Below are 24623 nucleotides of genomic sequence, written 5' to 3' on the forward strand. Positions count from 1 at the left end.
CGGGCCCTCGGATCCCGAACTTCCGAGGAATACCGATACTCTATTCATCCGTCACCCGGATCGCGGTCGGGCAAGATATCACGAAACGGTATCGAACCACAATGGAAGCCGAATGGAAGCGGCGCGGAAGGCATCTGGAAGCGCGCCATCGGATAATTATTCGGAACACATTTCCTCGACTCAGGAGTTCCCATGATGGATTCGTCCGACGTACGTACCGCGCAGCCGCTCGTCGCTCCGGACCGTGCCGCCATCCTCGCGGGTCTGCTCGGACTGGCCGAGCAGACGGTGGCACTCACCGATCGCCTGCTCGGCAGCGCCGCGCCCGTCGACACCCCGCAGGCCGATATCGCCGGTGAGGCGGGAGAACCGGCGCGCACCGGTCTGTATCGCGACTGCGACGGGGATATCTGGCAGAAGACGACCGTCGGCTGGCGGCTGTGCCTGCAACGCGGCGTCGCCGTCGACAGCACCTCGGTGTGGGAGTGGATGGACGGGCACGTCCGCGATTACGGACCGTTCGTCCCGCTCGCCGCGGTCTGATCCCGACGCGCGTCCGCGACCGGGGGCGCCGGAATCGGCCACCCTCGGAAAAACCGTCCACCGATTCGACAGAGCGCTCGCCGAAAGAATGGATCAGGAACAACACCCTATTTCGATTCACAGCGGAACAGGAAAGGTCGACCATGACTTACGCGTCTGATATCGAACCACCTGCCGGTGCCGGACACCCCCTCCGGCAACGGGTCGCCGAAGGCACATCCCTCGCCACGGCGATACTTCTGTTCACCGCCGCGCTGCTCTCGTTCTTCGAGGGCCTCTCCGCCCTGCTGGACGACGAGTTCTACGGCGCGGGTGTCGAATACATCTACAAGTTCGACGCCACGTCGTGGGGCTGGATCCACATCGCCCTCGGCGGGGTTCTGGCGCTCTGCTCGATCGGTCTGCTCACCGGCACCATGTGGGGCAGGTACGCCGCGATCTGCCTCGCGGTGCTGTCGATCATCATGAATTTTCTCGCGCTGCCGCGCTATCCGGCGTGGTCGATACTCGTCATCGCGATCGATGTCGTCGTCGTCTGGGCGATCGCGGCCTGGCATCCGGCGCCGCTGCGCCCGGTAGCGGCGACCCCGGACCTTCGCGAGGCGTGATCTACGCGGTTCGCCATCGCCGCGGATCCGACTCGGCGACCCCGGCATAGAACCGCAGGTGCGCGACGGCCGCACTGTCCCAATCGAACCCGCGCGCGACCACGCGTCCGCGCTCACGGCGCGCGGCGTCGGGCCGCAGCGCGTGCCGCAGTCGCTCCGCCAGTTCGCGCGGCGTCGTCGCGTAGGTGACCGCGTCCGAGAACACCTCGCGCAGCACCGGCAGATCGCGGGCGACCACCGGAATTCCGGCGGCGAGCGCCTCCATCGCGGCCAGCCCGAAACCTTCCTTGACGGAGAAGAACGGCAGTGCCGTCGCGGCGGCGACGAGTGCGGGGAGTTCGTCGTCGGCGACCGGGCCCAGAACCGTGACGTCGATGCCGAGTTCCTCTGCGCGCGCGTCGAATCGCGCGCGGTACTCGCGGTAGTCGAACAGTGTCTCGCCGCCGGCGAAGACCAGACGCGTTCCCGGTTCGCCGAGTATCGCGAAGGCTTCGAGCAGATCGATACTGCCCTTGCGCGGCTCGATGCCGCCGACCGCGAGCACGTACCGGCCGAGCCGATCGCGCCACCGTCGCCGGTCCGCGTCCGCGCACGGTTCGGCGGCTCGCGCGAATCGGTCGTATTCCACCCCGTTCGGGATGACGGTGGGCGCGAATCCGTAGCGCTCCCGCACCTCGGCGGCGACGGCCGCCGACACGCAGACGCGCGCGTAGGGATCGCGAATAGCGCGTTCGTGGCAGCGCGCGAGTTCCGGGGTGGTGAAATCGTCGAGGTGGTGGATGGTGCGGACGCAGTCACCGACGGCATTGGCGCTGATGCAGTCCTGAGCGTGCACGATGTCGTACTCGTCCGGGGTGAACGCGGCCCGCAGGGTGTCGATGGAGCGCAGGATCCGCGCGCCGACGGTCTCGGTGTCGGAACCGGCGAACGGCACGACCACGACCCGCACCGCCGGATCGACGGCACGGAAGAACGCGGCGTCGCCACCCCTGCCCAGCGTCCACACGGTCACCTCGGCGCCCGCCCGTGCCAGCGCCTCGGCCAGATTGAGGGTGTGCACGACACCACCGCGCGGCTTGGTGGAATAGGTCAGCAGCGCTATTCGCATGGTCGGCAGGCCTTGTCTCGCAACAGATTGTGATAGGTATCGGTGCGGCGCTCGTCCAGGTGCCGCAGTACCCGCCTCGCCCGGTCCACCTCGGCGTCGATATCGATATCCGCCACGGCGAGACCGCCTTTCGACCACGTCTTGGCGAGGATGTCGCCACCGGGACCGACCACCTTGGCCTGACCGAGAAAGCGCAGTCTGCCGGTGATGCCGGTCTGATTGGACGAGGCGAGCACCACCTGGTTCTCGGCGGCCCGCGCCTGGTCGTAGAGGTCGAACAGACGCGCCTGCCGGTCGTTGGGCATACGCGAGGCGCGATCGGTGACGCTGGCTGGCCACGCCGAGAGCGCCGCGATCGTGCGCGCGCCGTCCAGAGCCAGCGTGCGCGCCGATTCGGGGAAGGTCTTGTCGTAGTCGATCAGCATGCCGAGCCGCCCGACCGGGGTGTCGAAGGCCGCGAATCGGTCGCCTGCCGCGTAGGCCAGATGCTCCCCCGCGGGCTGGTGCACCTTGCGGTGACGGCCGAGTACGCCGTCGCCGGTGAGGCAGACCGCCGCGTTGTAGCGCCGCTGCCCCGCGCGCTCGGCGTATCCGACGCAGACCGTCATCGCCCCGGCCATCCGGCACAGCATCCCGATCTCGGAACCGTCGGGGTCGATCGCCTCGGGCCAGTGCGCCGGATCGGGATTGCTCAGGTCGCCGAGGTAGCCGCCGAGGGTCGCGTCGGGCAGGACCAGCAGGTCGACGCCGTCAGCGCCGAGCCGGTCGATGATTCCGGCGAGTTTGTCGAGCGCTCGGCCGATATCGGCGCCGAAATGCCCGGCGACGGCCGCTATTCGGGTGAGGGGCATCTCGGCTCCGTCTCAGGCCGCGGCTTTTTCCCTGGCACCGGCCGCGATGCGCTCGCCGAGGTGTTCGGCGTCGCGCGCGATGGCGGCGAAGCGGCCCGAACCCCAGGTGTGCAGCCACGGCAGCCCGAGGAAATACAGTCCGGCGATATCGGTGACGCCGCGGTGGTGACAGGGATGGCCCGCGCCGTCGAAGACGCCGACGCGCAACCACCGGTAGTCGGTGCGGAATCCGACCGACCAGATGACGGTCGCGATATCCGCCGCGCGCAGGTCGAGTTCGGTGATTTCGCGTTCGGGTCGCCACACCGGCCGGTACCTGGCTTCGACGGGCGCGTCGATACCCGTTCGGGCGATGTGGACGTCGATGGAATCCTTGATGCTCTCCGCGACCGCGTCGGCGGCGTCGAGCGAACGCGTCAGGGTCGGCTCGAATACCGCCGCGCCGTCGACGATGTCGACCATCCGGCCGTAGAGCGACATTCCCTCGGTGGCGAATCGGCGCAGATCGATATCGCGACCGCCGCCGCGTCCGGTGACATAGTGATTGGTGTTCTCGCGTTTGCCGAGCCCGCCCGGCTGCTGCTGGATGGGGATGTCGTAGTGGCCCATGTCCTGGAGCCACGCCACACAGTCGCGGCCCCGGTAGAACCGGGCGACCCGGGGCGCGTCACCCGTGGCCAGATGCACCGCGCGGCCCTCCAGGTGCAGGTCCTCGGCGATCTGCGCCCCGGATTGGCCGGTGCCGACGACCAGAACGCCACCGGCGGGCAGTTCGTCCGCGTTGCGGTATTCGGCCGAGTGCAATTGTTCGATACCGTGCGGCAGTTTCTCCGCGAATCGCGGAATCGTCGGCACGTGATAGCCGCCGACCGCGACAACGACCTGATCCGCGCGCAGCGGACCCGCGGTGGTCTCCAGGTCGAATCCGCCACTGTGGGACTGCGTCACCGAGACGACCTCGACGTGTTCGCGCACCGGCGGGCCGAATGTGTCGGCGTAGGCGCGCACCCAGTCGTAGACCTCGGCGCGGGACATGAATCCGTCCGGATCCGTTCCGCCGTAGGAATATCCGGGCAGGACGCACTGCCAGTTCGGGGTGACGAGGGTGAAATTGTCCCAGCGGCTGTCGCGCCATTCGTGCGCGAGGGTGTCGCGTTCGAGGACGACGTGGTCGATGCCGCGGGCGGTCAGATGCCAGCTCATGGACAGTCCCGCCTGGCCGCCGCCGATGACGACGACCTCCCGATGTTCCACGGCCGCAGCCGTATTCGAGTCGTCGATCATCACTGGCCGCCCGTATTCGCCGACGCGACGAGTTCGGCCTCCGGGCTGTCGGGCCTGCCGACGACCCCGTGCCGTTGCACGACCCGGTGGTAGAGCTCGGGCCGCCGGTCGCGCAGGTTGTACATCCCGCCTCCGCGCGCCTGTTCCAGCGCGGCGTCGACGTCGACCGTCGCGGTGGCGAGCCCGGGGACGACACCGGTGTCGGCGAGCACCTCACCACCGGGTCCGACGACCTTCGCACTGCACACGAAACGCAGCGAACCGAAGGACCCCGCCTGATTCGAGGCCACCCACACGACCTGGTTCTCCACCGCGCGGGCGCGGTCGTAGATATCGAAGCGCTGTTTCCATCGGTCGTCCTCGAGCCGTTCGACCGTCGCGGTGCGCGCCGTCGGCCAGGCCGACAGGGAGGTGATGATCCGCGCGCCGTCGAGCGCGAGGCTGCGCGCGGCCTCGGGGAAGGCCTTGTCGTAGCAGATCTGCATGCCCAGCCGACCGACCGGAGTGTCGAAGGCCCGGTATTCGGAACCCGCCGAATAGCAGAGATTCTCGCCGAGCGGCTGGTGCACCTTGCGGTAGGAGCCGAGGATGCCGTCGCCGTGCAGGGTGACCGCGGCGTTGTACCTGGCCGTGCCGTCGGCCTCGCAGAAACCGAGGGTGACGACGAGATCGCCCGCCATGGCGATGATCCGGCGCAGTTCGGGACCGTCGAGTTCGAGGGCAGGCGGCAGACTGCTCAGCCTGCGCTGTTTGGCCTCCTCGCTCTCCCCGCCGCCGCCCAGACTCGGCAGGTAGCCGCCAAGACATGCCTCGGGCAGGACCAGCAGGCTGCTGCCGCGTTCGCGCGCCTGTGTCATCAGCGCCTCGATGGTGCGGTAGCAGGCGTCCATATCGCGGCCGAATTCGGCGGCGGCCACCGATATCGTGTGCTCGCTCATGATTCTCCCAATCCGGTGACGGCGCCTGGCACCGCGACCGTGGTCGTTCCGTCGGGCCAGCGCAAGGTGACCCCTGGTGTCGATGTGAGGACTCCGCACACCGCGGAGGTGGCCGGTCCGGCCGGGGCGATCGGCGCGCCCGGCCGGTCGGCGGTGATCATCGCGAAACCGGGAAAGCAGGTGATCCATTCCGCGACAGTGGTTTCCGATGGTCGTGGGATACGCGACACGTCGAGTTCGACGCCAACCCCGCTCGCCTCAGCGAGCATGCCCGCGGTACCGGCGAGCCCGGCCATGCTGACATCCTTGGCCGCGTGCGGACGCGTCCGCGCGACGAACTCGCCGAGTTGCCGCAATTCCGTTCCGGTGCGATGCGAGGACGAATCCCATTGGCGGCCCGTGTATCCCGCGCGCCATCCGCCGCCGAGATCCGCGGTGAGACGCAATTCGTCCCCGACCTGCCCGCCGCCGCCCGGCACCGGATGCGCGGTGCGGCCGAGCGCGGTGACCGACAGCGCAGCGGGCACGCCGAGCTGGGTGTGCCCGCCGAGGACCGGCACACCCCATATCTCGCTGGCCCGGCCGAGGCCGCGCAGCACCCGGGTCAGCAGCGAGCGCGTCGGGGCGCCCACCGCGTCCAGCATGCCGACCGGCCGCGCGCCCATCGCGGCGAGATCGTTGAGATTGACCAACGCCGCGCACCAGCCCGCCCATTCCGGATCACGTTCGACCATGGACGGGATGATCGCGTCACAGGCGGCCACCAGATCGCTACCGGGTACGGGAGCGCCGTCGTCGCCGCGAAAACCACTGCCGCCCAGTGCCATCGAGTCTCCGCGCAATGGCGCGAGCGCCGCGGCGAGCATGCCCTTGGTGGCGTGGGCCAAACGTCCGACCCGGTCGATCGGCCAGCGCATCCGCACATGATCGGTCTGCCCGACCACGCACTCGCCCAACCGGATCCAGCCGAGTCCGGCGAACATCCGCTCGTACCGCGCCTGGACCGTCGCCTCGAAGCGCAGCACCTGGGAGTTCTCCGCGAAGGCGCACGCCGCGCGGACCAGTGCCTGCCCGACGCCCTTGGTGCGCAGCCGACAGTCGACCACCAGCCTGCTTCCCGTCCACCACCCGATATCGACCGGTGTGACCGGGGCCACGCGCACACCGCCGAGCAGCACGCCGTCCGGGGTGAGGGCGACGAGCACCGTGGTGCGCGGATCGTCATCGATGTCGTCGGAATCGGATCCGGCGAAAAGCCCCTGCTCGACGACGAAATTCTCCCGGCGCATGGCCCGGTATTCCGCGAGCCGCCGGTCGTCGGCCGGTCCGATCAGATACCCGGACGGCGGTTCGGCCGGTTCCCGATGCCCCGACAGCACGCAATAGTCCAGCGAAGGCGCAGGCGCGGTGGCGAATTGATCGGTCCACATATCCCTGACGGTGCCCATGCCGACGTCGGTGCCCATGCCGAAATTGGCGCCCATGTCAACCTCCCGCGTTCGGCAGTACGCTGCACGCCCCGCAGGCCGCGCACCCCGCCTTCTGATCGGCGCCGAGCATCCCGGCACGGCGCAGTGCCGCGCCGACCCGACGGCTGACGTCCTCCAGCAACGCGGCCCGCGGCGCGACCGCGTGGTCGACATCGACGGCGAGGGTTCCCGCCAGCGGCCGGAACGGAACGACGAACGGATACACGCCCATCTCGATGAGTTCCTCGGCGCCCGAGACCAATTCGTCCGGGTCCTCGCCGAGCCCGACCAGCAGATAGGTCGACACCTGGTTGCGGCCGAAGACGCGCACCGCCTCGGCCCAGGCCGCGCGATACTCGCTCAACGGCACCGTCGACTTGCCCGGCATCCACCGCGCTCGCACCCGATCGTCCAGCGACTCGACGTGGATTCCGATGGAATCGGCACCGGCCGAGCGTAATTCGGAGATCGTGCCGAGATCCCCCGGCGGTTCGCACTGCACCTGGATCGGCAGCTCCGGCACGGCGGCCTTCACCGCGCGCACGCAGCGGGCGAGATGGCGAGCGCCGCGGTCGGCCGCCGCCGAGGTTCCCGTGGTCATCACCATCTGCCGGACACCGTCGAGGCGAACGGCGGCGGCCGCGACCTCGGCGAGCTGATCGGGTCGTTTGACCGCGACGGTGTCACCCGCCCGCAGCGACGCCTCGATGGAGCAGAAACGGCAGCGCTGATCCTCGCCGTAGCGGATACAGGTCTGCACGACGGTCGTGGCCAGGACATCGGCGCCGTGCAATTTGGCGATCTTGTCGTAGGCCACCCCGTCGGCGGTGCTCAGATCGTAGAAACGAGGTCGGCGCACCGGCTCGACCGCGACACCGATATCGGTGCCGTCGAACAACAGCCGGTTCGCCCTGATCTCGTACGGACTCTCGGAACGGAGGGGGACGGCGGCGCCCGCACCCCCGATCAGGACATGGCCGTCGTCACTCGGTCCCGCCCCGGACCGACGGCGCACGGGAACATCGACGCGAATTCCGAGGAGCGCCAGATCGACTCGCGTTGACAGGTCGGCCATGATCGCGCCTACAGCTGGTAGGTGGAGTTGATGATCGCGCCCTTGCGCGCGTAATGGATCAGCGCGTCCTGCACGTCGAGCGGATGGGCGGGAATGATGCCCTCGATCAGATCCTCTTCGCGCGCACCGTGCAGGGCGAGACCGAACCGGCAGGCGAACACCTTGCCGCCCTCCTTGATGAAGGTCGCCAGCGCCTGATTGATGTTCTGCTCACCGGGGAACCCGCTGTCACCGGTGGTCGGGAAGCCGCGCGTCGCGACGCAGTTGATCGCGCCGGGACCGTAGAAGTAGATCGCCGACTCGAAACCCTTGCGCAGAGCCCGGGTGGCCTGCAAGATCGCGACGAAACTCACCGAGGATTCGTGCGCGATGCCGTGCACGAGGGTGAAATAGGTTTCGCCCGCCTCCGCCTGGTAGTCCGGGAAGATCTTCGTCGAACCGTAGATATTGGTGCCCTGCGGCAACGCCGGATGCGGGATCTCGGCGAGCGACTTCGCGATGTTCTCCTCGATCTGCTTCTCGATCTCCGTCGGCGAAGTGGTGGGTGCGGCCATGACAGCTCCTGGATGTATTCGGATGCGAGTGACGCGATACACCGGCTTCGCTTGTTCGTGGTGCGAGCCGATGAATAGAGTTCACGCCCCGGGCATTTCCGTTTGGTCACATCGGGACGAATTGGGGATTACCGGACGCTCACCGTCGTGGCGGCGCTTCCATTTGCCGTAAAAGACTGTCCCACAACATATTCAGATCCGTTCGGTGTGTTCGAGACCGCATCCGGAACACGCACGAGTTGCTTCCGGGTAATCGGTGACCAGCGATTCAACGCCGGCGCGTTAACACGGACAGCACAGGGTGACGGTGGCGCGAAACAACGGCGAAATATTGCGCCTCGGCCGGGTCGGTCGCCGGATACCGGCAACGGTCGATCGTGTCCGAGGCTCGACACCTGCTCATGGCCGCGGCTGCGCCCACCGCCGCCGCGCCGACGGTATGGCCACCATCGGCACGTCTCGACCGGCTCAGGGCTGATCGGGCGCGGGCAAGCACAGCGACGCGCCCTCGCCCAGATCGAGCCAGCGGCCCTGCGGTGTCGTTGTCAGGCGGAGCACGATGGCCGAGCAGAACGCGCAGCGCACCACCGCCCCCGCGCCCAGGTAGACCATGGCGCGCGCCAGCGGGGCGGTCGCGCCGCAGACGCCGCAACGGCACGCGCAGATCGTGATGTCGCCGACGAAGATCTCCGAGAGCGGACCCGCCAGCGCGTTTCCGTCGACGTGGCTGTCGTCCGCGTAGATCGGCAACGGGGCCGATTGTTCACCCATGGCTATCTCCCACTCGGTCCGAAGCGTTCGGTTCTGACGCGCGCGGGCTCATGCCCGATGGAAACCAGTGCGGCCGAGACGGATTCGACGAATCCGGTGGGTCCGCAGACGTAACAGGTGAGTTCGGGTGAGGGCGTGAGACCGTGGTCGGTCAGTTCCGCGCCGGACAGCCGAGCGGGTGGACGCGGATCCCCGGGCGGAGCCGCCCGCGAATAGGCCAGGAACAGATCCGGGTCCGCCGCGAGTTCGTCGCGGTAGAACAGCTGTCCCGGATCGCGCAGCGCGTAGATCACCCGAACCGGCTTGCCGACGCCCGCGCGACGGCGCGCCCGCAGCATCGACATGATCGGCACGATCCCCGAACCGCCCGCGACCAGCAGCGCCGGACCGTCGCGCTCGGGATTCCACACGAACCACCCGCCGACCGGCCCCCTGATCTCGATCCGCTCCCCCACCTCGAGCCCGTCGACCAGATAGCCGGAGACCTCGCCGTCCGGCACCCGCTGGACGGTCAGTTCGATCAGATCACCGTCGGCCGGCGACGCTAGGGAATAGCTGCGTTCGGCCTGGTACCCGTCCGGCGCGGTCAGCCGCACGTCGACGTGCTGACCGGGCAGATGTCCCGGCCACCGCTCGACCCGCAGGGTCAGGGTGCGGGCCGTGTCCGTCTCGGCTCGCACCGCGACGAGTTCGGCCGCCCGCCAGGTGGTCAATCGCCCTGATACCGCTGCTCGCGCCACGGATCTCCGTAATCGTGATAGCCCGCGTTCTCCCAGAAACCCGGTTCGTCCTCATCGAGCAGCCGCAATTCGGTCACCCATTTGGCCGATTTCCAGAAATACAGGTGCGGAATGAGCAGCCGCGCCGGACCGCCGTGTTCGGGTGCGAGATCATGACCGCCGAAGCGATGCACGATCCACGCCTTGCCGTCGGTGAGATCCTCCAGCGGCACATTGGTCGTGTAGCCCCCGTAACTCACCGCGAGAGCGAATTCGGCCTGCGTCTCGACGGGTTCCAGCAGCGTGTCCAGGGAGACGCCGACCCAGTCGGTGTCGAATTTCGACCACCGGGTGACGCAGTGGATATCCACGTGCGGACTGGTCTGCGGCAGAGCGTTGAATTCCGCCCAATTCCAGCTGTGACGTCCACCGGTCTCGTCGACGATGGTGAACGTCCACGTGTCGAGCGAGATACGCGGTGTCGGCCCCGCCGAAAGCACAGGAAAATCGTCGGTTTCGTATTGCCCCGGCGGCAACTGGTGCCCCGCCGGGCGCGAACGACCTCGGAATCCAGGCGAGAAGACACTCATCTGTTCATCCTTCCGGTCGGGAAACACCGGCCCGCGGCTACCCGCGACCATGATCGTCATCCTAGAGCCGGGCGGGCCCGCGCGCGCGGTTTGCCGAGGCCACCGGACGCCCGGACACGGCGCCCGGATCCCCCTTCCCCCGCTGACACGCCGGGTCACCTACATCACGGTTCGGATAACTCCTGGTTTGCTCGGTCATGAGCACACCCCCTCGCAAAGGAGCTGTTCGCCCATGAAGCGTCTGGTTCTCGCCATCGCCGTCACCGCGTGCGCCCTGGGAATCACTGCCACCCCGGCCACCGCGGGCCCGGTCACCGCCATCCCCGACGATCAGAACATCGCCGCCGTCCCCGTCGCCGGACTCGCGCTCACCCTCGTGCGCGGAAGTTTCAAGGCGATGGCACTGACCATCGTCCCCGTCCACCAATTCCCCGCCTTCGACAACATCATCACCCGCGAGAGCGGATGGGACGTCTTCGCCACCAACCCCACCAGCGGCGCCTACGGCATCGGCCAGGCCCTGCCCCCCGACAAGATGCGCACCCACGGCCTCGACTGGCGCTTCAACCCCCTGACCCAGATCCGCTGGACCTACGACTACATGGTCGACCGATACGGCAGTCCCCAGGGCGCCTGGGAATTCTGGCAACAGAACCACTGGTACTGACAACCCCGTCGACCGCGTGAGTTCATACCGCTGATCGATCAGATACGAACAGTCGATACCGCCTACGTGAAAAGTTGGGTCGGCAACCTCACCCGGGACTGCCTGGCCGAACTCGACGACGCACTCGGACGATATCTCGAAATCCATTGAGCAGCATAGGAGATGCTCGGCGCGACGGGCGCCATGGACAGCTGAGTCATGGAACGGTTTGTCCGCGAGGGCGTTAACGGGCGTGGGGGTGGCGGGCGATTCGATGTCGACGGGATCATCCCTACGGGGGGATGGATACGTCGAACGGGAGCAGGACGCTTCCGGTTCCGACTCGACCATGAGGGGTTGTTCATGACGAAACGAATCGCCACCACCGCCGGGGTGTTCTCGGTGCTCGGCGCGGCGGCGCTGGTGCTGACCGGGTGTACGAGCGAGCCCGCGTCGCCGGAGGCCGCGGCGGCGCAAGGTGACGCAGCGCAGGGGCAGCCTCGGGGGCAGGTGCCCGCCTGCGCGGACGGTCAGTTGAACTTCGATGCCGAGCCGATCACCAACTCGGCGGGGACGACGGTGGGGTTCAAGCTGAACTACTGGGTGGTGGGTGCGAGCGGGGCGTGCAGTCTGACCGGCTATCCCGGGGTCACGGCGGTCACCGGCGGTCCGCAGGTCGATGCGGTCCGCACACCGCGCGGTGCCCTGTCCGGCGGGTTGCCGCAGGGCCAGGACACCCCGCCGACCGTGGTGCTCGACCGTGACCACGGCGCGCAGGCGGTGGTCGAGACGACCGTCATCGCCCGCCAGAGCGCGGCGTGCTCCACGTATACCGAATTCCTCACCACGCCACCGAATACCACCGATACCCGGAAGGTCTCGGTCACGACCCAGGGCTGTGAATACGCCGTGTATCCGGTGTACTCCTGGTCGCGCTAGCCGAGTACTGCGCGCGTAGTGTCCGGCAGCGTTCGATCAGGCGACGGCGGCCCTCGATGGACAGCGGGGCGTTTGCGTGCGTCATCGAATCACGGCTCGCGATCCCAGCAGGATGGCGGCGGTTGCTTCCGGGGCCTCACGCATCGCGTCGTGACCCGTTGGCAGGTCGTGGACTTGCCATTGAGGATCGGCGTCGAGCCGGGCACGGAGTTCAGTGAAGGGTGTGCGGTCTTCCCAGCCGGAGCAGTAGATGAACTCGCGGCTCGGGACCTGGTCAACGGCCGCGGTGAGGCGAACCGATTGCAGGAGCGAGGCGAGTGGATGGGGCTGGCGGCGGGGATCGCCGCCTTCCGGGGGATGGACCGCGTAGCCGGTGGCTACGGCGCCGGCGACGAACGCCTGCCGGTAGCGCTCGGTCGTTGACGACCAACACGATTCACCGTTGCGCGGGACGTAAGCGTCGAGGTGAACCAGTCGTGCGACCCGCCCGCCCGCGCGTTCGGCAGCAGCCGCGATCACCATCCCGCCGTAGCTGTGGCCGACCAGCGTCGCGCCGCTGATGTTCCCGCGATCGAGGCGTGTCAACACGTCACCGGCGTGGGTGTCCAGGTTGGCGGTCGCGACGGTGCCGCTGTCCTCGTCGGGTCGCAAACCGGTCAAGGTCAGAGCGTGAACGGTGTGCCCGGCGCGCTCCAACAGCGGAACCACCGCCTCGAAGGACCAGGATCCGTGCCATGCGCCGGGTACAAGTATGAACGTCGTCATACGTCGATAATCACCAGCGGCCGCGCGGCGTGCTACCGATAGAATGCCATATTATGCCTGATAGCCGCCAAACTCACGAGTCTGCCCAAGCGGCATTTCTCTGGCCGTCCGGCGGAGTGCACCTGTGGCCGTCCGGTGCAATGAGCACGCTGCATTCACACCAGCGTGGGCACCTCGTTTACGCGGCCCGAGGCGTCCTCGCCGTCCACACCGGGCGCGGCACCTCGATCGTGCCCGCCAATCGCGTGGCCTGGACCCCAGCCGGCTTCGCACATCGTCATCGCGCCCATGGACGAACCGACATGCGCATCCTGTTCCTGCCTGCGCCGCTCGCGCGGCTGCTGCCCGAGGAGCCCGCCGTGTTCTCGGCGACCGCCCTGGCCCGCGCCGCCCTGCTCACCCTCACCGGCCCCCGCGTCCATGACGCCGACGCAGCGAGCGTCAACCGGGGACCGCTCGCTCGCGTCCGCCGAGTCCTCGTCGACGAGTTGCGTATTGCCGACGAGCAGCCGCTGAACTTGCCGGAACCGCGTGACGACCGGCTGCGGGTTCTCGCGCGGATGCTCTACGAGCAACCCGCGGACAACACCCCGCTGCCCGAACTCGGCCGGGCGATCGGGGCCAGCGCGCGCACGATCAGCCGACTGTTCCATGACGAACTCGGCATGACCTTCCACCAGTGGCGCACACAGCTACGCCTCTATCACGCCCTCGTGCTGCTGGCCGACGGCCACGACACCACCTATGTCGCACACGCCTGCGGATGGGCCAACCCCAGCCACTTCATCGCCACGTTCACAAGCATCATCGGTAGCACCCCCGGCCGCTATCGAAGCGGCCGCGAACGCGACGACACGACCGCCTAACTCCGGTCCGGAGATGCCCTGAAATCGATCCGGCTGGTGCGTCGATAGCCCCTGCCCCCACACCTCGGAGGGAACCAGCCAACTCCCGGTCCGACCGGATCCGGATCGAGAGAGTACATATCGGTGATCCCACCCCACGTCGCGCGGCCCGCCGGAGTCGCCGCGGCGAGTGCTGCGAAATCCCGATGACGGTGTCTCCGCCACCGGAAGAAGGCGCCCCGCGCGGCGGCTCGCCGACGCTGCTCGCAGCGACCAGGATGAGGCATATGAGCGACTACGACGACTGGAACAAGGCGATCATCGACGAGTTCCGGGAAAACGAGGGCAAGGTCGGGGGGCAGTTCGAAGGCGCGCCGATGGTGCTGGTCCATCATCGGGGTCGGCGCTCCGGGAAGGACAGCATCACGCCGATGATGTATCTGTCCGACGAGCAGGATCCCGGCGTCATCTACGTCTTCGCCTCGAAGGCGGGCGCGCCGACGAATCCCGATTGGTACTACAACCTCACCACGGCGGGTGAGGCGCGGGTCGAGCTCGGCACCGACAGCTTCGGGGTCGCGGTCACCGAGGTCACCGGTGCGGAGCGCGATCAGATCTATGCCGTGCAGTCCGGGCGCTACCCGGGGTTCGCCGAATACGAGGAGAAGACGAAAGGTGTGCGGACGATCCCGGTGCTGGCGCTGCGCCGATCCTGACCGTCCGGCTCATGCGAGATGGGCGCGCTCGTCATAGGACGTCAACCGGAAGCCGCGTTCGTCCCGCTCCCAGGTGGTGACCGAGGCGTTACCCGCGAGGCCGTCCTCCGCGATGGCGAGAATTTCGTCGTCGCGGAGGTTTTCGAGGATTCGGCGCAACATCAGGACGACGGCGTCGTGTGCCACGATCAGGACGCTGCGATGCCGACGGTCGCGTTCTATCCGTGCCGCGACCTCGCGCAGTCGTTCCGCGACGTCGTGGAAGGACTCACCGCCCGGCGGCCGGAAGCCGAGCGGGTCGGCCTGTTCGGCCGCGAACTCCCGTGGAAACCGTTCTCGCACCTCCGAAATCGAGAGGTGTGAGCGTTCACCGCGGTAGCGGTCGTAGAGGAGATCGTGGACTTCGAGGCAGGGCAGGTCGACCCCGGTCGGCCCGAATTCGGCCGCGGCCAGGTGCCACGTGGTCACCGCGCGCAAGTAGGGCGAGCACAGGACCAATTCGGGGCGCCGCGCCGCCGGGCGCGAGGCCAGCCAACGTCCGAACGCGGCGGCCTGCCGTCGGCCGAGTTCGGTGAGTTCGATGCGCATGTCGTCGGCCTCGGCGGGGGTCGCGGGCCGAATTCCGGCGTTGACGGTGCTCTGCCCGTGCCGGACGGCGTACAGCAATGCGGCCGGACCCACGTTCTCACCGTGCGCGCAGGGACGGACGGACGCGGCGGCATCGCCGGTGGGCAGTTTCACGCTCATACCCTCTTGGACGTGACGGCGCCGACGCCGGTTCCCTCGAATCCCGACGTCGTGCACCGGCGAGCGATTCTGCCCAGAGCGTAACAAGCGAGGTCGCGCGGCCGGGAACCGTACGCTCGGACCATGACCGAGCATCCGAGACTGCACGCGATTCCCGGAGGTCGTGACGACCGGCCTCGGCAGCCGCGACGTGAATCCGCGCCGGAACCGCTGTGGCGGGAACTGCTCGGCGAACGCCTGCGCGAATTGCGCGGGCGACGGGGCGACACCCTCGCCGAGACGGCGAAACGGGCGGGTATCTCGCCGCAGTACCTGTCCGAGGTGGAACGTGGGCGCAAGGAACCGTCGAGCGAGATGATCGCCGCGCTCGCGGGGGCGCTCGGTGTCACCCTGGGTGAACTCACCGAACTGATCGCCGTCGAATTGCGATCGCTCCGTCCGACGGTGCCGGTGCGCCCGCTGCTGCGGTCCGAGACCAGGCCGACACTGCGAATGTCGGCCTGACCGAACGGTTTCAGTCGCGCTTGCGCATCACCAGGTCGGCGAGTCCGTATTCGACCGCGGCCTGGGCGGTGAAGACCCGGTCCCGGTCGGTGTCGTGACGCAGCCGTTCGACGGTCTGCCCGGTATGTACGGCGAGAATCGTCTCGATCTCGGCGCGCATACGCACGAGTTCGTCGGCTTGGATGATCAGATCGGGAATCGCGCCCTGGCCGCGCGCGACGGGCTGGTGCAGGACGACCCTGGCGTGCGGGAGCATCGCGCGATGGCCCGGCGCGCCCCCGGCGAGCAGTACCGCGCCGACCGCGATGGCCTGCCCGACGCAGGTCGTGAACACGGGCGCGCCGATGTGCTGGATGGTGTCGTACACGGCGAGCATGGAGGGCAGATCGCCGCCCTCGCAATTGATGTAGAGCTGGATCTCCTGTTCGGGGCTCTCCGATTCCAGGTGCAGCAGTTGGGCGATCAGCGCGTTGGCCACGCCCGAATCGATCGGCGTGCCGAGATAGACGATCCGCTCGGCGAGCAGATGCGAATAGATGTCGGTGACGCGTTCCCCGCCGCGCGGATGCTGGGCGATGACATTGGGAATCGTGTAGCTGCTCATGAGATTCCGATCCGATGCCGTTGCGGGACGATCTGCGCGAAGGACCCGACGATGTGGTCGATGAAGCCGTATTCCTCGGCCTGGGGCGCGGTGAACCAGCGGTCGTGCAGCGAATCCTCGTAGATACGGTCGAAGGGCTGGCCGGTGTCCTCGGCGATGATGCCGAGCACGGTGTCCACGGTGTGGCGCAGATCGTCGGCCTGGACTTCGATGTCGACGGTGCTTCCGCCGATACCCGCCGAACCCTGGTGCATGAGGATCCGCGCGTGCGGCAACGCGAAACGCTTGCCCTTCTCCCCCGACGACAGCAGGAATTGCCCGGCGCTGCACGCCAATCCGAGTGCCAGCGTGGAGACCTCGCAGGGGATCAGCCGCATGACGTCGCGGATGGCGAGCATCGCGGGCACCGACCCGCCGGGTGAATGGATCCACAGCGAGATCCCGGCCTCGCCGTCCTCGGCGGCGAGGGTGAGCAACTGCGTCATCAGCAGGGTGCCGTTGTCGTCGTCGAGCGGTCCGTCCAGCACCACTATCCGGCGGCCGAGCAGTTGCTCTCGTGCGCGCCAACCGAACATCGGATTCTTGTCGTCGTCAGCCATGCCTCCACGGTGGACCCCCGGCGCCCGGATTTCGCGCCACGCTGCCCACAGCGGATCCGCTCACAGCAGCGAGGTTCCGCCGCAGGCTAACCACATACCGCGCCGCCGGATGCCGACCCGACCAGTTTGGTGTATTTCGCCAGCACACCGCGGGTGTAGCGGGGCGGTAGCGGACTCCAGCCCTGGCTGCGGGCGAGGAGTTCCCGCTCGTCCACGTCGAGGTCCAGGGTGCCGTTCGCGACGTCGAGGCTGATCCGGTCGCCGTCGCGGATGAAGGCGATGGGGCCGCCGTCGACGGCCTCGGGGGCGACGTGGCCGACGCAGAGGCCGGTGGTGCCGCCGGAGAAACGACCGTCGGTGAGCAGCAGTACGTCCTTGCCGAGGCCCGCGCCCTTGATCGCGGCGGTGATGGCGAGCATCTCGCGCATACCCGGTCCACCCTTGGGGCCCTCGTAGCGGATGACGACCACGTCACCGCCGGTGATCGTCCCGTCCTCCAGCGCGTCGAGTGCCGCTCGCTCGCGTTCGAAAACTCTTGCGGTGCCGGTGAATACATCGGAATCGAAACCCGCCGACTTGACCACGGCGCCGCCGGGGGCGAGCGAGCCGCGCAGGATGGTGATGCCACCGGTCGGATGGATGGGAGCCGACATGGCGCGCAGCACTTTTCCGTCCGGGTCGGGCGGGGCGATGTCGGCGAGGTTCTCCGCCACCGTCTTCCCGGTCACGGTGAGGCAATCACCGTGCAGCAGACCGGCGTCGAGCAGGGCCTTCATGACCACCGGCACGCCGCCGATCCGGTCCACGTCGGTCATCACGTAGCTGCCGAACGGTTTCACATCGGCCAGATGCGGCACGCGCGCGCCGACCCGGGCGAAATCGTCCAGGGTGAGCGGCACTTCCGCCTCGTGCGCGATGGCGAGCAGGTGCAGCACGGCATTGGTCGAACCGCCGAAGGCCATCACCACCGCGATGGCGTTCTCGAACGCCTCGCGAGTCATGATGTCGCGCGCGGTGATTCCGCGTTCGAGCAGGGCGACGACGGCCCGGCCGCTGCGCCGCGCGAAACCGTCGCGGCGACGATCGGTGGCGGGCGGCGCGGCGCTGCCCGGCAACGACATGCCGAGCGCCTCGGCCGCGCTGGCCATGGTGTTGGCGGTGTACATGCCGCCGCAGGCGCCCTCGCCGGGACAGATCGCGCGTTCGATCGCGTCGACGTCCTCGCGTGACATCAGTCCGCGTGAGCAGGCGCCGACCGCCTCGAAGGCGTCGATGATGGTGACCTGGCGCTCGCTGCCGTCGGACAGTTTGGCGATACCGGGCAGGATCGAGCCCGCGTAGAGGAAGACGCTGGCCAGATCGAGCCGAGCCGCCGCCATCAGCATGCCGGGCAACGATTTGTCACAGCCCGCGAGCAGGACCGAACCGTCGAGCCGTTCGGCCTGCATGACCGTCTCGACGCTGTCGGCGATGACCTCGCGCGAGACCAGTGAGAAATGCATGCCCTCGTGGCCCATCGAGATGCCGTCGGAGACCGAGATGGTGCCGAATTCCAGCGGGTATCCGCCGCCCTCGAAGACACCGTCCTTGCACGCCTTGGCCAAGCGGTCCAGCGACAGGTTGCACGGGGTGATCTCGTTCCACGACGACGCGACACCGATCTGGGATTTGGCGAAATCGGCGTCGCCCATCCCGACCGCGCGCAGCATTCCGCGCGCCGCGGTCTTCTCCAGTCCATCGGTGACATCGCGACTACGCGGCTTGATGTCGGCTCCGGGCCGGTTCGTGGTGGTCATTACTGCAACGTACCGCCGTCGTGCCGGTTCGGAGGCGATCACCGCCGTTGTCCTGCGGATTCGTGCCGGTGCCTATGGTCGATGCCATGGCAACGCCCGATTTCGTCCACACCCTGCGCGCCAGCGCGGGAAAGCAACTGCTCTGGCTGCCCGGGGTCTCCGCGGTGGTCTTCGACGACGCCGGTCGCATTCTGCTGGGCAGGCGCTCGGATTCCGGTCGATGGGCGGTGATCGCCGGGATGCCGGAACCGGGTGAACAGCCCGCGGCGTGCGCGGTGCGCGAGGTCTACGAGGAGACCGCGGTGCGCTGCGTCGTCGAACGGATCGTGCTGGTGCGGGCCCTGCCGCCGCACACCTACCCCAACGGCGACATCTGTCAGTTCATGGACGTCACCGTGCGCTGTCTCGCCGTCGGCGGCGAGGCGAGGGTCAACGACGACGAGTCACTGGAGGTCGGCTGGTTCGCGCCCTCGGCCATGCCCGACCTCGCCGCGCACGACCGGTTCCGCGTCGATCAGGCGCTGGCCGACGAGCCGACCTGGTTCGAACCGGCGTGAGCGAACGCCCGGATCAGTCGTGTGCGTGGATCCTGGCCTGGACCTCGGGCCTGCGCAGCGGCGGGATCGTCTTGGGCGGAACCTTCCGTTCGGGCAATCGGGCGAGCAGTCGCTGCGTGGCCTCGGCGATCTCCGCGACGGCCTCGTCCACGGCCGGGCGCGTGGCCTCGGAGATACTCGACAACCCACCGACCTTGCGGACGTACTGGAGGGCCGCCGCGGTGACTTCCTCGGACGTCGCTGCGGGCTCCAGCCCGCGCAACGGGGTGATATTTCGGCACATACCCCGAGGCTAGCGCGGTCGCGGCGGGCTCGCCCCCGCTCGCGGCAGGTCCGGCGCGGAACTCGCCGCGCGCGTCAGACGTGCAGCGCGGCCAGCCGCCAGCCGTCGCGGGCGCAGGTGATCCGGGCGGCCACCGCGAAATGGCGGGAGCCTCGGTGATAGCGCGCGTAGACCTCGGCGGTGGCCGGGTCGACCATGGAGATGTCCACCCGGGCCAGCACGGCGACGCCGAGTTCGCGGAACGGGACCCGGTCGCCGCCGACCATGCCGCGCAGGGCCGCCACCACCGGCGGATGAGCGACGGCGGCCAGTTGGCCCGCGGGTCTGCGATGGTCGAGCACTTCGAGGACGGTGCGCAGCGCGCGTTCGGCGAATTTCCTGGCCGAGGTGTGGCCCTCGCCGACGGTGCGTGCGGGCAGCACCCGTTGACGCGCGGTGCGGCGCACCGTCGCCCCGTGGCACGGCATTGTCCGACCGTGCCGTGCGGGCGTCCCCGGCGCGGCGCGGATCTCCGCCTCGCGCAGTGGTGGTTCGAAACTCGGGGCAGACGTCAGCGCCCCATCGCTCTCGGTCATCGGATTCCCCTGATTCGGACCGCGCCCGATCGGCTCGCCGCCCGGGCCCCTGTGTGATCGCGCCGATTCTGCGGTGGGTTCGCACGACGGGCACGAGTAGTCGACTACCCGAATCGCCACCCGACCGGTCGCCCCTTTCCGCGTGGTCACCCTACGCGCTCACGTCGACGACCAGCGACGATTCCGAAAAGCTCTTGCCTTGACCTCGACGTCAAGCCCTAGCGTCGGAGGCGAGGCGCGGAAATGCCGCGCCGACAGTGGAATGCGGGAGTCATCATGATGCGAACCGATGCCGTCACGGCGGTCACCGACGCGACCTTCGCCGGGGAGGTCCTCGAATCCGAACTTCCGGTACTGGTGGAATTCACCGCGTCGTGGTGCCCGCCGTGCCGGATGATCGCCCCCGTCCTCGCCGAGATCGCCGAGGAACAGGCCGACCGTGTGAAGGTGGTGGCGCTCGACGTCGACGCGAATCCCGAGACCGCCGCCGCGTACCGGGTCCTGTCCATGCCGACCCTCATGGTGTTCCGCGACGGCCGTGCGGTGCAGACCACCGTGGGCGCGCGTGCCAAGCGACGCCTGATGGCCGATCTCGACGAAGTGCTCTGAGATCCCGACGAGTCGAGATCCCGACGGGTTCCCAAGGCGCGGGCGAGCGGATCAGTCCTTGCGCGCGAGTCCGCCGAACGCGCCCGATTCCCACGGGTTCTCGCCCACGTCGGCCGGATCCTCCGGACGCCACAGCGGCAGGTGCACCACACCCGGTTCGAGCAGCGTCCAGCCGTCGAAATACGTCGAGATCTGCTCGTGGGTGCGCAGGATGATCTCGGTGGAGGTGCGCCCGGACAGCTTCTGCGCCTCGAGCACCTCGGCGGGCTGACCGTCGAGGGTGGCGTGGGTGATCGCCAGATAGCTGCCGGGCGCGACAGCCTCGCGCAGTGCCACGACACACCCGGCCGGATCGGCGTCGTCGGCGAGGAAATGCAGGACACCGAGCAGCAGGACGGCGACGGGTTTCTCGAAGTCGATCAGCGTGCGCACCTGCGGATCGGCCAGGATCTTCGCGGGCTGCGCGGCGTCGGCGTGGATGACGGCGGCATTCGGGTCACCGTCGAGGATGGCGCTGCTGTGGGCGACGGCGACCGGGTCGATGTCGACGTAGACGACACGCGCGGAGGGATTCACCGCGTGCGCGACCTCGTGCACGTTGCCGACGGTGGGAATCCCCGAGCCGATGTCGAGGAACTGGTCGATACCGCTTTCGGCGAGGAAGCGCACACAGCGCCGCAACAACTCCCGATTGGCGCGCATCGTCTCGGCGATACTCGGGCTGAACGCGGCGATCTGCTCCGCCAGCACCCGGTCGATCTCGAAGTTGTGCAGCCCGCCGATGAAGTAGTCGTACACGCGGGATGCGCTGGGCCTCTCCAGGTCGATCCCCTCCGGAGCCCAACTCGGTCTGGTCATGGATCCCCAAATCCTCTCGCACCGACCTTGTTTCGCCGACAAGCCGTCTCGGCGTGGCCATCGTATCCCAGCTCGCCACGATGCGGGCTTCGTCCACTAGTATCAGGCCTCATGGGTTGGGATGCCGGGCCCGCACCACATCCTGTCGGCCCGCACGCCGATCTCGCCGACCGATGGATCGCTGCCCTCCGAGAGGGGGCCCGCGATCACATCGTGCCGATGAGTACGGCGCAAGCGCAGCTGCTGCTCACCGAGCTGGCCGGCGAACTCGGCGATGCCGCGAGCAGCTCACCGCTGCCCGTCGACCGGGTCGAGGCGGTGGGCGCGCGCCTGGCCGGATCGCGTTTCGTCGGCAGCGAGGTACTCGGACGCAGCGTCGCGGTACTCGGTGGGTATTTCGGCGCGGACGCCTCGGAACTGCTCGCCGCGTTCACCACCGGCTACCTGCGCGCTTTCCGCGCCTGGCTGCTGACCGAGCAGGAGAGTGTCAGGGCCGCCGAGATCGCGGCGCGTCGCGCCACCGAGGCACGGCTGCGCGACAGCGAGGCCAGGCTGCGCGCGGTATTCGCCCAGGCCGGGGTCGGTACCGGCATATCCGATATGTCGGGCCGGATCATCGAGGTCAACGCCGCGTTCGCCCATATGCTCGGCTACGAACCCGCCGAGATGTGCGCGATGGCGGTCCCCGAACTCACCCATCCCGACGATCCGCCCGAGATGTGGGATCTCTACGCCTCGCTGATCCGCGGCGAACACGACAACGTCCAGGTGGAGAAGGCCTACAGCCACCGCCTCGGGCACGCGGTGTGGACCAATCTCAACGTCTCGCTGATCCGCGACGCGGACGGCGAGCCGCAGTACACCCTGGTCCTGGTCGAGGACATCTCCGAACGCCGCGCGCTGCGCGAACGGCTGCACTACCGGGCCCACCACGACCAGCTCACCGGACTGCCGAACCGTTCGAGGTTCTTCGACGCGCTCAGCGTCGCGTTCGCCGACCCGTCCGCGCGCGTCGGACTCTGCTACGTCGATCTCGACCATTTCAAGAGCGTCAACGACACTTTCGGTCACGCGGCGGGCGACGAACTGCTCGTCCAGGCCGCCGCCCGGCTGAGTGCCTGCGCCTCGCTACCCGAACATCTGGTCGCCCGGATGGGCGGCGACGAATTCGTCGTCCTGATACCGCATCCCCGCAACCTCGGCGAGGTCGCCGGATTGGCCCGCACCGTACTCGACGCGCTGGCACGGCCTTTCGACATCCACGGCAATCACCTCACGATCACCGCGAGTATCGGCGTGATCGAGGACCGCGGACAGCACCGGACCGCGGACGAACTGCTCCAGGCCGCCGACACCACCATGTACTGGGCGAAAGCGGCGGGCCGCGACCGCTATTCGGTTTTCGACGCCGACCGGGGCAGGCGCGAGAACACCAAGGCCGAACTCTCCGCCGCCATGCCCGCGTCTTTCACCCGGGGTGAATTCTTCCTCGACTACCAGCCGATCGTCGGCCTCGGCGACGAGCGCCTGGTCGCGGTGGAGGCGCTGGTGCGCTGGCGGCATCCCGAACTCGGGGTGCTACCCCCGGGCCGGTTCGTGGATCTCGCCGAGGACAACGGTCATATCGACGCACTCGGCGCGCTCGTCCTCGAACTGGCCTGCCGCGACAGCAAGCGCTGGCACGATCTGTTCCCCGAGCACACACCGACGGTCAGCGTGAACGTCTCCGCCTCGGAGGTGGCCGATCCCACCTGGCTCGGCCGGGTACAGCGGATGATCGCCGAGACCGGCATCCCGCCGGACCGATTACAACTGGAACTGACCGAACGCACCTTCATGGAGGCCGAAGGGCTTCCGCTGCAAGCACTGCGCACCCTGTCCGAGACCGGCGTCCGCATCGCGATCGACGATTTCGGCACCGGCTACTCCAATCTGGCCTATCTCGGCCAACTTCCGCTGCACGTGGTCAAACTCGCGGGCCCTTTCGTGCAGCGCATCCGCACCCCGGAGACGGTGAATCGCACCGATCTGCTCGTGCTGGAGACCATCATCGGGCTCACCCACGCGCTCGGACTGACCGTCACCGCCGAATGCGTGGAAACCGCCTACCAGGCCGAACGCCTGCGCAACCTGGGGTGCGACACCGCGCAGGGGTGGCATTTCCACCGGCCGATGCCCGCGCACCGGATCACCGACCTGCTCGCCGAGCCCGCGATCGACGGTTCCCGGCACCCGCGATGAGAAACGCACTGGGCGCGGGGGGCCGCGCACTGGCATGCTGACCGGGTGAACGCCGGGGAGATCACCATCGACTTCGCGCCCGAACAGGACCTGTTCATCGCAGCGGCACGCAGGGGTGGGCGATCCACCGTACGGATCGACGGCGTATCGACACTCGGACATCTGGTCGAAGCGCTCGGGGTGCCGCTCACCGAGGTCGGCGCGCTGCTGGTCGACGGTCGCGCGGTCATCCCCGCGCACGTTCCGATCGCGGGGCAGGCGATCTCCGTACTCGCGGTGACGCGTCCGCAGCGACGCGCCGAACCACTGCGTTTCCTGCTCGACATCCACCTGGGCACGCTGGCGCGGCGGTTGCGTCTACTCGGTATCGACGCGGCCTACGAGAACCCGGATATCGGTGACGCGGCGCTGGCCACCCGGTCCGCGACCGAGCGCCGGGTGCTGCTCTCCCGGGATCGTGGACTGTTGCGGCGGCGCGAGATCTTCGCGGGCGCGTATATCTACAGTCATCGGCCCGACGATCAACTCGACGATGTGCTGTCCCGTTTCGCTCCCCGCCTCGCGCCGTGGACGCGCTGCACCGCGTGCAACGGCGCGCTGCGGGCCGCCGACAAGGAGTCCATGCGCGGGCAACTGCCCGGCAGTACGGAACAGACCTACGACACCTTCGCGCAGTGCGTGGAATGTGGTCAGGCCTATTGGAAGGGCGCTCATCACGCGCGCCTGGACGAGATCGTCGCGAACGCCGAGGCGAAATTCGGTGCCTGACCGGTCTTCTCGGAGGCAGATTCGGAACCCGATCCGCCACAGCTGATCCCGGACAACGGCT

29 protein-coding genes are annotated in these 24623 nt (G+C 68.3%); 11 read left to right on the plus strand and 18 right to left on the minus strand.

The annotated features are described in order from the left end of the window. Positions 1–192 precede the first annotated feature (192 nt). Both JZ792_RS12945 and JZ792_RS12950 read left to right on the plus strand, forming a co-directional pair. Positions 193–543, plus strand: coding sequence for a hypothetical protein (locus JZ792_RS12945; RefSeq protein WP_216910351.1), 351 nt, complete (start codon positions 193–195; stop codon positions 541–543). Between the two features lie 143 nt (positions 544–686). Next, entirely contained in the window at positions 687–1151 is a 465-nt protein-coding gene (locus tag JZ792_RS12950; protein ID WP_216910353.1) for a DUF7144 family membrane protein, read from the plus strand. A 1-nt stretch (position 1152) separates the two neighbouring features. On the opposite strand, the gene JZ792_RS12955 is transcribed toward JZ792_RS12950, so the two are convergent. The 10 genes from JZ792_RS12955 to JZ792_RS13000 form a co-directional block, all read right to left on the minus strand. After that, positions 1153–2259, minus strand: a complete 1107-nt coding sequence (locus tag JZ792_RS12955; RefSeq protein WP_216910355.1) for an MSMEG_0565 family glycosyltransferase — start codon at positions 2257–2259, stop codon at positions 1153–1155. Beyond that, positions 2250–3110 (minus strand): carbon-nitrogen hydrolase family protein, encoded by an 861-nt coding sequence (locus JZ792_RS12960; protein ID WP_216910357.1) that lies wholly within the window; start codon positions 3108–3110, stop codon positions 2250–2252. Before JZ792_RS12960 ends, JZ792_RS12955 begins: the two co-directional genes overlap by 10 nt. A 12-nt stretch (positions 3111–3122) precedes the next feature. Beyond that, positions 3123–4394, minus strand: a complete 1272-nt coding sequence (locus JZ792_RS12965) for an MSMEG_0569 family flavin-dependent oxidoreductase (RefSeq protein WP_216910359.1) — start codon at positions 4392–4394, stop codon at positions 3123–3125. Further along, positions 4394–5332: a carbon-nitrogen hydrolase family protein gene (locus tag JZ792_RS12970; RefSeq protein WP_109523388.1), complete on the minus strand. Its 939-nt coding sequence runs from the start codon at positions 5330–5332 to the stop codon at positions 4394–4396. The genes JZ792_RS12965 and JZ792_RS12970 overlap by 1 nt, the downstream gene beginning before the upstream one ends. Further along, entirely contained in the window at positions 5329–6762 is a 1434-nt protein-coding gene (locus JZ792_RS12975) for an MSMEG_0567/sll0787 family protein (protein ID WP_216910499.1), read from the minus strand. Before JZ792_RS12975 ends, JZ792_RS12970 begins: the two co-directional genes overlap by 4 nt. Before the next feature lie 55 nt (positions 6763–6817). Next, a complete protein-coding gene (locus JZ792_RS12980) occupies positions 6818–7876 on the minus strand; it encodes an MSMEG_0568 family radical SAM protein (protein WP_216910361.1) in 1059 nt (352 codons plus the stop codon). Between the two features lie 8 nt (positions 7877–7884). Next, on the minus strand, positions 7885–8430 hold the full coding sequence (locus tag JZ792_RS12985) for an MSMEG_0572/Sll0783 family nitrogen starvation response protein (protein ID WP_216910363.1): 546 nt from the start codon (positions 8428–8430) through the stop codon (positions 7885–7887). Between the two features lie 468 nt (positions 8431–8898). Beyond that, positions 8899–9201 carry a DUF6510 family protein gene (locus JZ792_RS12990; protein WP_216910365.1) on the minus strand — a complete coding sequence of 101 codons (303 nt, stop codon included), beginning with the start codon at positions 9199–9201 and terminating at the stop codon, positions 8899–8901. A 2-nt stretch (positions 9202–9203) separates the two neighbouring features. Next, complete coding sequence (locus JZ792_RS12995) at positions 9204–9914, minus strand: ferredoxin reductase (RefSeq protein WP_254189741.1); 711 nt, start codon at positions 9912–9914, stop codon at positions 9204–9206. Continuing rightward, positions 9911–10510 (minus strand): sulfite oxidase-like oxidoreductase, encoded by a 600-nt coding sequence (locus JZ792_RS13000; protein ID WP_109523394.1) that lies wholly within the window; start codon positions 10508–10510, stop codon positions 9911–9913. The genes JZ792_RS12995 and JZ792_RS13000 overlap by 4 nt, the downstream gene beginning before the upstream one ends. A 232-nt stretch (positions 10511–10742) precedes the next feature. Here JZ792_RS13000 and JZ792_RS13005 point away from each other — a divergent pair, with 232 nt between their 5' ends. Further along, positions 10743–11177: an aggregation-promoting factor C-terminal-like domain-containing protein gene (locus JZ792_RS13005; protein ID WP_216910369.1), complete on the plus strand. Its 435-nt coding sequence runs from the start codon at positions 10743–10745 to the stop codon at positions 11175–11177. 342 nt (positions 11178–11519) lie between these two features. Beyond that, positions 11520–12095, plus strand: coding sequence for a DUF4232 domain-containing protein (locus JZ792_RS13010; RefSeq protein WP_216910371.1), 576 nt, complete (start codon positions 11520–11522; stop codon positions 12093–12095). Positions 12096–12176: 81 nt separating this feature from the next. Here the strand turns inward: JZ792_RS13010 and JZ792_RS13015 are convergent, their stop codons facing one another. Then, on the minus strand, positions 12177–12860 hold the full coding sequence (locus tag JZ792_RS13015) for an alpha/beta fold hydrolase (protein WP_216910373.1): 684 nt from the start codon (positions 12858–12860) through the stop codon (positions 12177–12179). A 53-nt stretch (positions 12861–12913) separates the two neighbouring features. Between JZ792_RS13015 and JZ792_RS13020 the strand changes: the two genes are divergently transcribed. Both JZ792_RS13020 and JZ792_RS13025 read left to right on the plus strand, forming a co-directional pair. Then, on the plus strand, positions 12914–13726 hold the full coding sequence (locus tag JZ792_RS13020) for an AraC family transcriptional regulator (protein WP_256461413.1): 813 nt from the start codon (positions 12914–12916) through the stop codon (positions 13724–13726). A gap of 266 nt (positions 13727–13992) precedes the next feature. Next, a complete protein-coding gene (locus JZ792_RS13025) occupies positions 13993–14421 on the plus strand; it encodes a nitroreductase family deazaflavin-dependent oxidoreductase (RefSeq protein ID WP_216910378.1) in 429 nt (142 codons plus the stop codon). A gap of 9 nt (positions 14422–14430) precedes the next feature. On the opposite strand, the gene JZ792_RS13030 is transcribed toward JZ792_RS13025, so the two are convergent. Next, a complete protein-coding gene (locus JZ792_RS13030) occupies positions 14431–15162 on the minus strand; it encodes a histidine phosphatase family protein (protein ID WP_216910380.1) in 732 nt (243 codons plus the stop codon). A 129-nt stretch (positions 15163–15291) separates the two neighbouring features. Between JZ792_RS13030 and JZ792_RS13035 the strand changes: the two genes are divergently transcribed. After that, positions 15292–15672: a helix-turn-helix domain-containing protein gene (locus JZ792_RS13035; protein WP_216910382.1), complete on the plus strand. Its 381-nt coding sequence runs from the start codon at positions 15292–15294 to the stop codon at positions 15670–15672. A 10-nt stretch (positions 15673–15682) separates the two neighbouring features. Here JZ792_RS13035 and JZ792_RS13040 read toward each other — a convergent pair whose 3' ends face one another. The 3 genes from JZ792_RS13040 to ilvD form a co-directional block, all read right to left on the minus strand. Continuing rightward, complete coding sequence (locus JZ792_RS13040) at positions 15683–16276, minus strand: ClpP family protease (RefSeq protein WP_216910384.1); 594 nt, start codon at positions 16274–16276, stop codon at positions 15683–15685. After that, a complete protein-coding gene (locus JZ792_RS13045) occupies positions 16273–16875 on the minus strand; it encodes a ClpP family protease (RefSeq protein ID WP_216910385.1) in 603 nt (200 codons plus the stop codon). The genes JZ792_RS13040 and JZ792_RS13045 overlap by 4 nt, the downstream gene beginning before the upstream one ends. Before the next feature lie 86 nt (positions 16876–16961). Then, positions 16962–18671, minus strand: a complete 1710-nt coding sequence (gene ilvD, locus JZ792_RS13050) for a dihydroxy-acid dehydratase (protein ID WP_216910387.1) — start codon at positions 18669–18671, stop codon at positions 16962–16964. An 86-nt stretch (positions 18672–18757) separates the two neighbouring features. Here ilvD and JZ792_RS13055 point away from each other — a divergent pair, with 86 nt between their 5' ends. Next, positions 18758–19228, plus strand: coding sequence for an NUDIX hydrolase (locus JZ792_RS13055; RefSeq protein ID WP_216910389.1), 471 nt, complete (start codon positions 18758–18760; stop codon positions 19226–19228). A 13-nt stretch (positions 19229–19241) separates the two neighbouring features. On the opposite strand, the gene JZ792_RS13060 is transcribed toward JZ792_RS13055, so the two are convergent. Together JZ792_RS13060 and JZ792_RS13065 are read right to left on the minus strand one after the other, a co-directional pair. Beyond that, entirely contained in the window at positions 19242–19511 is a 270-nt protein-coding gene (locus JZ792_RS13060; protein WP_216910391.1) for a DUF2277 domain-containing protein, read from the minus strand. Positions 19512–19585: 74 nt separating this feature from the next. Further along, positions 19586–20086 (minus strand): Rv3235 family protein, encoded by a 501-nt coding sequence (locus JZ792_RS13065; protein ID WP_216910393.1) that lies wholly within the window; start codon positions 20084–20086, stop codon positions 19586–19588. A gap of 276 nt (positions 20087–20362) precedes the next feature. On the opposite strand from JZ792_RS13065, the gene trxA reads away from it, so the two are divergent. Beyond that, positions 20363–20695 carry a thioredoxin gene (gene trxA / locus JZ792_RS13070; RefSeq protein WP_216910395.1) on the plus strand — a complete coding sequence of 111 codons (333 nt, stop codon included), beginning with the start codon at positions 20363–20365 and terminating at the stop codon, positions 20693–20695. A 51-nt stretch (positions 20696–20746) separates the two neighbouring features. On the opposite strand, the gene JZ792_RS13075 is transcribed toward trxA, so the two are convergent. Then, positions 20747–21553 carry an SAM-dependent methyltransferase gene (locus JZ792_RS13075; RefSeq protein ID WP_216910397.1) on the minus strand — a complete coding sequence of 269 codons (807 nt, stop codon included), beginning with the start codon at positions 21551–21553 and terminating at the stop codon, positions 20747–20749. Positions 21554–21772: 219 nt separating this feature from the next. Between JZ792_RS13075 and JZ792_RS13080 the strand changes: the two genes are divergently transcribed. Then, entirely contained in the window at positions 21773–23794 is a 2022-nt protein-coding gene (locus JZ792_RS13080) for a putative bifunctional diguanylate cyclase/phosphodiesterase (RefSeq protein WP_254189743.1), read from the plus strand. A 45-nt stretch (positions 23795–23839) separates the two neighbouring features. After that, the gene (locus JZ792_RS42925) at positions 23840–24562 is read left to right on the plus strand and encodes a Mut7-C RNAse domain-containing protein (protein ID WP_216910401.1); all 723 of its coding nucleotides are present in this window, start codon (positions 23840–23842) and stop codon (positions 24560–24562) included. Positions 24563–24623 lie beyond the last annotated feature (61 nt).

The sequence above is a fragment of the Nocardia noduli genome, from assembly GCF_019038455.1.
In the GTDB taxonomy this organism is placed as follows: Bacteria; Actinomycetota; Actinomycetes; order Mycobacteriales; family Mycobacteriaceae; genus Nocardia; species Nocardia noduli.

Excerpts from the sequence above, each read along its gene's own strand:
- JZ792_RS13040 (WP_216910384.1), bottom strand. The coding sequence starts at position 16,276 with ATGAGCAGCTACACGATTCCCAATGTCATCGCCCAGCATCCGCGCGGC.
- JZ792_RS13025 (WP_216910378.1), top strand. The coding sequence starts at position 13,993 with ATGAGCGACTACGACGACTGGAACAAGGCGATCATCGACGAGTTCCGG.
- JZ792_RS13075 (WP_216910397.1), bottom strand. The coding sequence starts at position 21,553 with ATGACCAGACCGAGTTGGGCTCCGGAGGGGATCGACCTGGAGAGGCCC.
- JZ792_RS12960 (WP_216910357.1), bottom strand. The coding sequence starts at position 3,110 with ATGCCCCTCACCCGAATAGCGGCCGTCGCCGGGCATTTCGGCGCCGAT.
- JZ792_RS12990 (WP_216910365.1), bottom strand. The coding sequence starts at position 9,201 with ATGGGTGAACAATCGGCCCCGTTGCCGATCTACGCGGACGACAGCCAC.
- JZ792_RS12945 (WP_216910351.1), top strand. The coding sequence starts at position 193 with ATGATGGATTCGTCCGACGTACGTACCGCGCAGCCGCTCGTCGCTCCG.
- JZ792_RS13000 (WP_109523394.1), bottom strand. The coding sequence starts at position 10,510 with ATGAGTGTCTTCTCGCCTGGATTCCGAGGTCGTTCGCGCCCGGCGGGG.
- JZ792_RS13035 (WP_216910382.1), top strand. The coding sequence starts at position 15,292 with ATGACCGAGCATCCGAGACTGCACGCGATTCCCGGAGGTCGTGACGAC.
- JZ792_RS13060 (WP_216910391.1), bottom strand. The coding sequence starts at position 19,511 with ATGTGCCGAAATATCACCCCGTTGCGCGGGCTGGAGCCCGCAGCGACG.
- JZ792_RS13015 (WP_216910373.1), bottom strand. The coding sequence starts at position 12,860 with ATGACGACGTTCATACTTGTACCCGGCGCATGGCACGGATCCTGGTCC.
- JZ792_RS13020 (WP_256461413.1), top strand. The coding sequence starts at position 12,914 with ATGCCTGATAGCCGCCAAACTCACGAGTCTGCCCAAGCGGCATTTCTC.
- JZ792_RS12970 (WP_109523388.1), bottom strand. The coding sequence starts at position 5,332 with ATGAGCGAGCACACGATATCGGTGGCCGCCGCCGAATTCGGCCGCGAT.
- JZ792_RS12975 (WP_216910499.1), bottom strand. The coding sequence starts at position 6,762 with ATGTGGACCGATCAATTCGCCACCGCGCCTGCGCCTTCGCTGGACTAT.
- trxA (WP_216910395.1), top strand. The coding sequence starts at position 20,363 with ATGATGCGAACCGATGCCGTCACGGCGGTCACCGACGCGACCTTCGCC.
- JZ792_RS13045 (WP_216910385.1), bottom strand. The coding sequence starts at position 16,875 with ATGGCTGACGACGACAAGAATCCGATGTTCGGTTGGCGCGCACGAGAG.
- JZ792_RS12985 (WP_216910363.1), bottom strand. The coding sequence starts at position 8,430 with ATGGCCGCACCCACCACTTCGCCGACGGAGATCGAGAAGCAGATCGAG.
- JZ792_RS13005 (WP_216910369.1), top strand. The coding sequence starts at position 10,743 with ATGAAGCGTCTGGTTCTCGCCATCGCCGTCACCGCGTGCGCCCTGGGA.
- JZ792_RS13080 (WP_254189743.1), top strand. The coding sequence starts at position 21,773 with ATGAGTACGGCGCAAGCGCAGCTGCTGCTCACCGAGCTGGCCGGCGAA.
- ilvD (WP_216910387.1), bottom strand. The coding sequence starts at position 18,671 with ATGACCACCACGAACCGGCCCGGAGCCGACATCAAGCCGCGTAGTCGC.
- JZ792_RS12965 (WP_216910359.1), bottom strand. The coding sequence starts at position 4,394 with ATGATCGACGACTCGAATACGGCTGCGGCCGTGGAACATCGGGAGGTC.
- JZ792_RS12955 (WP_216910355.1), bottom strand. The coding sequence starts at position 2,259 with ATGCGAATAGCGCTGCTGACCTATTCCACCAAGCCGCGCGGTGGTGTC.
- JZ792_RS13055 (WP_216910389.1), top strand. The coding sequence starts at position 18,758 with ATGGCAACGCCCGATTTCGTCCACACCCTGCGCGCCAGCGCGGGAAAG.
- JZ792_RS13010 (WP_216910371.1), top strand. The coding sequence starts at position 11,520 with ATGACGAAACGAATCGCCACCACCGCCGGGGTGTTCTCGGTGCTCGGC.
- JZ792_RS13065 (WP_216910393.1), bottom strand. The coding sequence starts at position 20,086 with ATGACCGAGAGCGATGGGGCGCTGACGTCTGCCCCGAGTTTCGAACCA.
- JZ792_RS12980 (WP_216910361.1), bottom strand. The coding sequence starts at position 7,876 with ATGGCCGACCTGTCAACGCGAGTCGATCTGGCGCTCCTCGGAATTCGC.
- JZ792_RS12950 (WP_216910353.1), top strand. The coding sequence starts at position 687 with ATGACTTACGCGTCTGATATCGAACCACCTGCCGGTGCCGGACACCCC.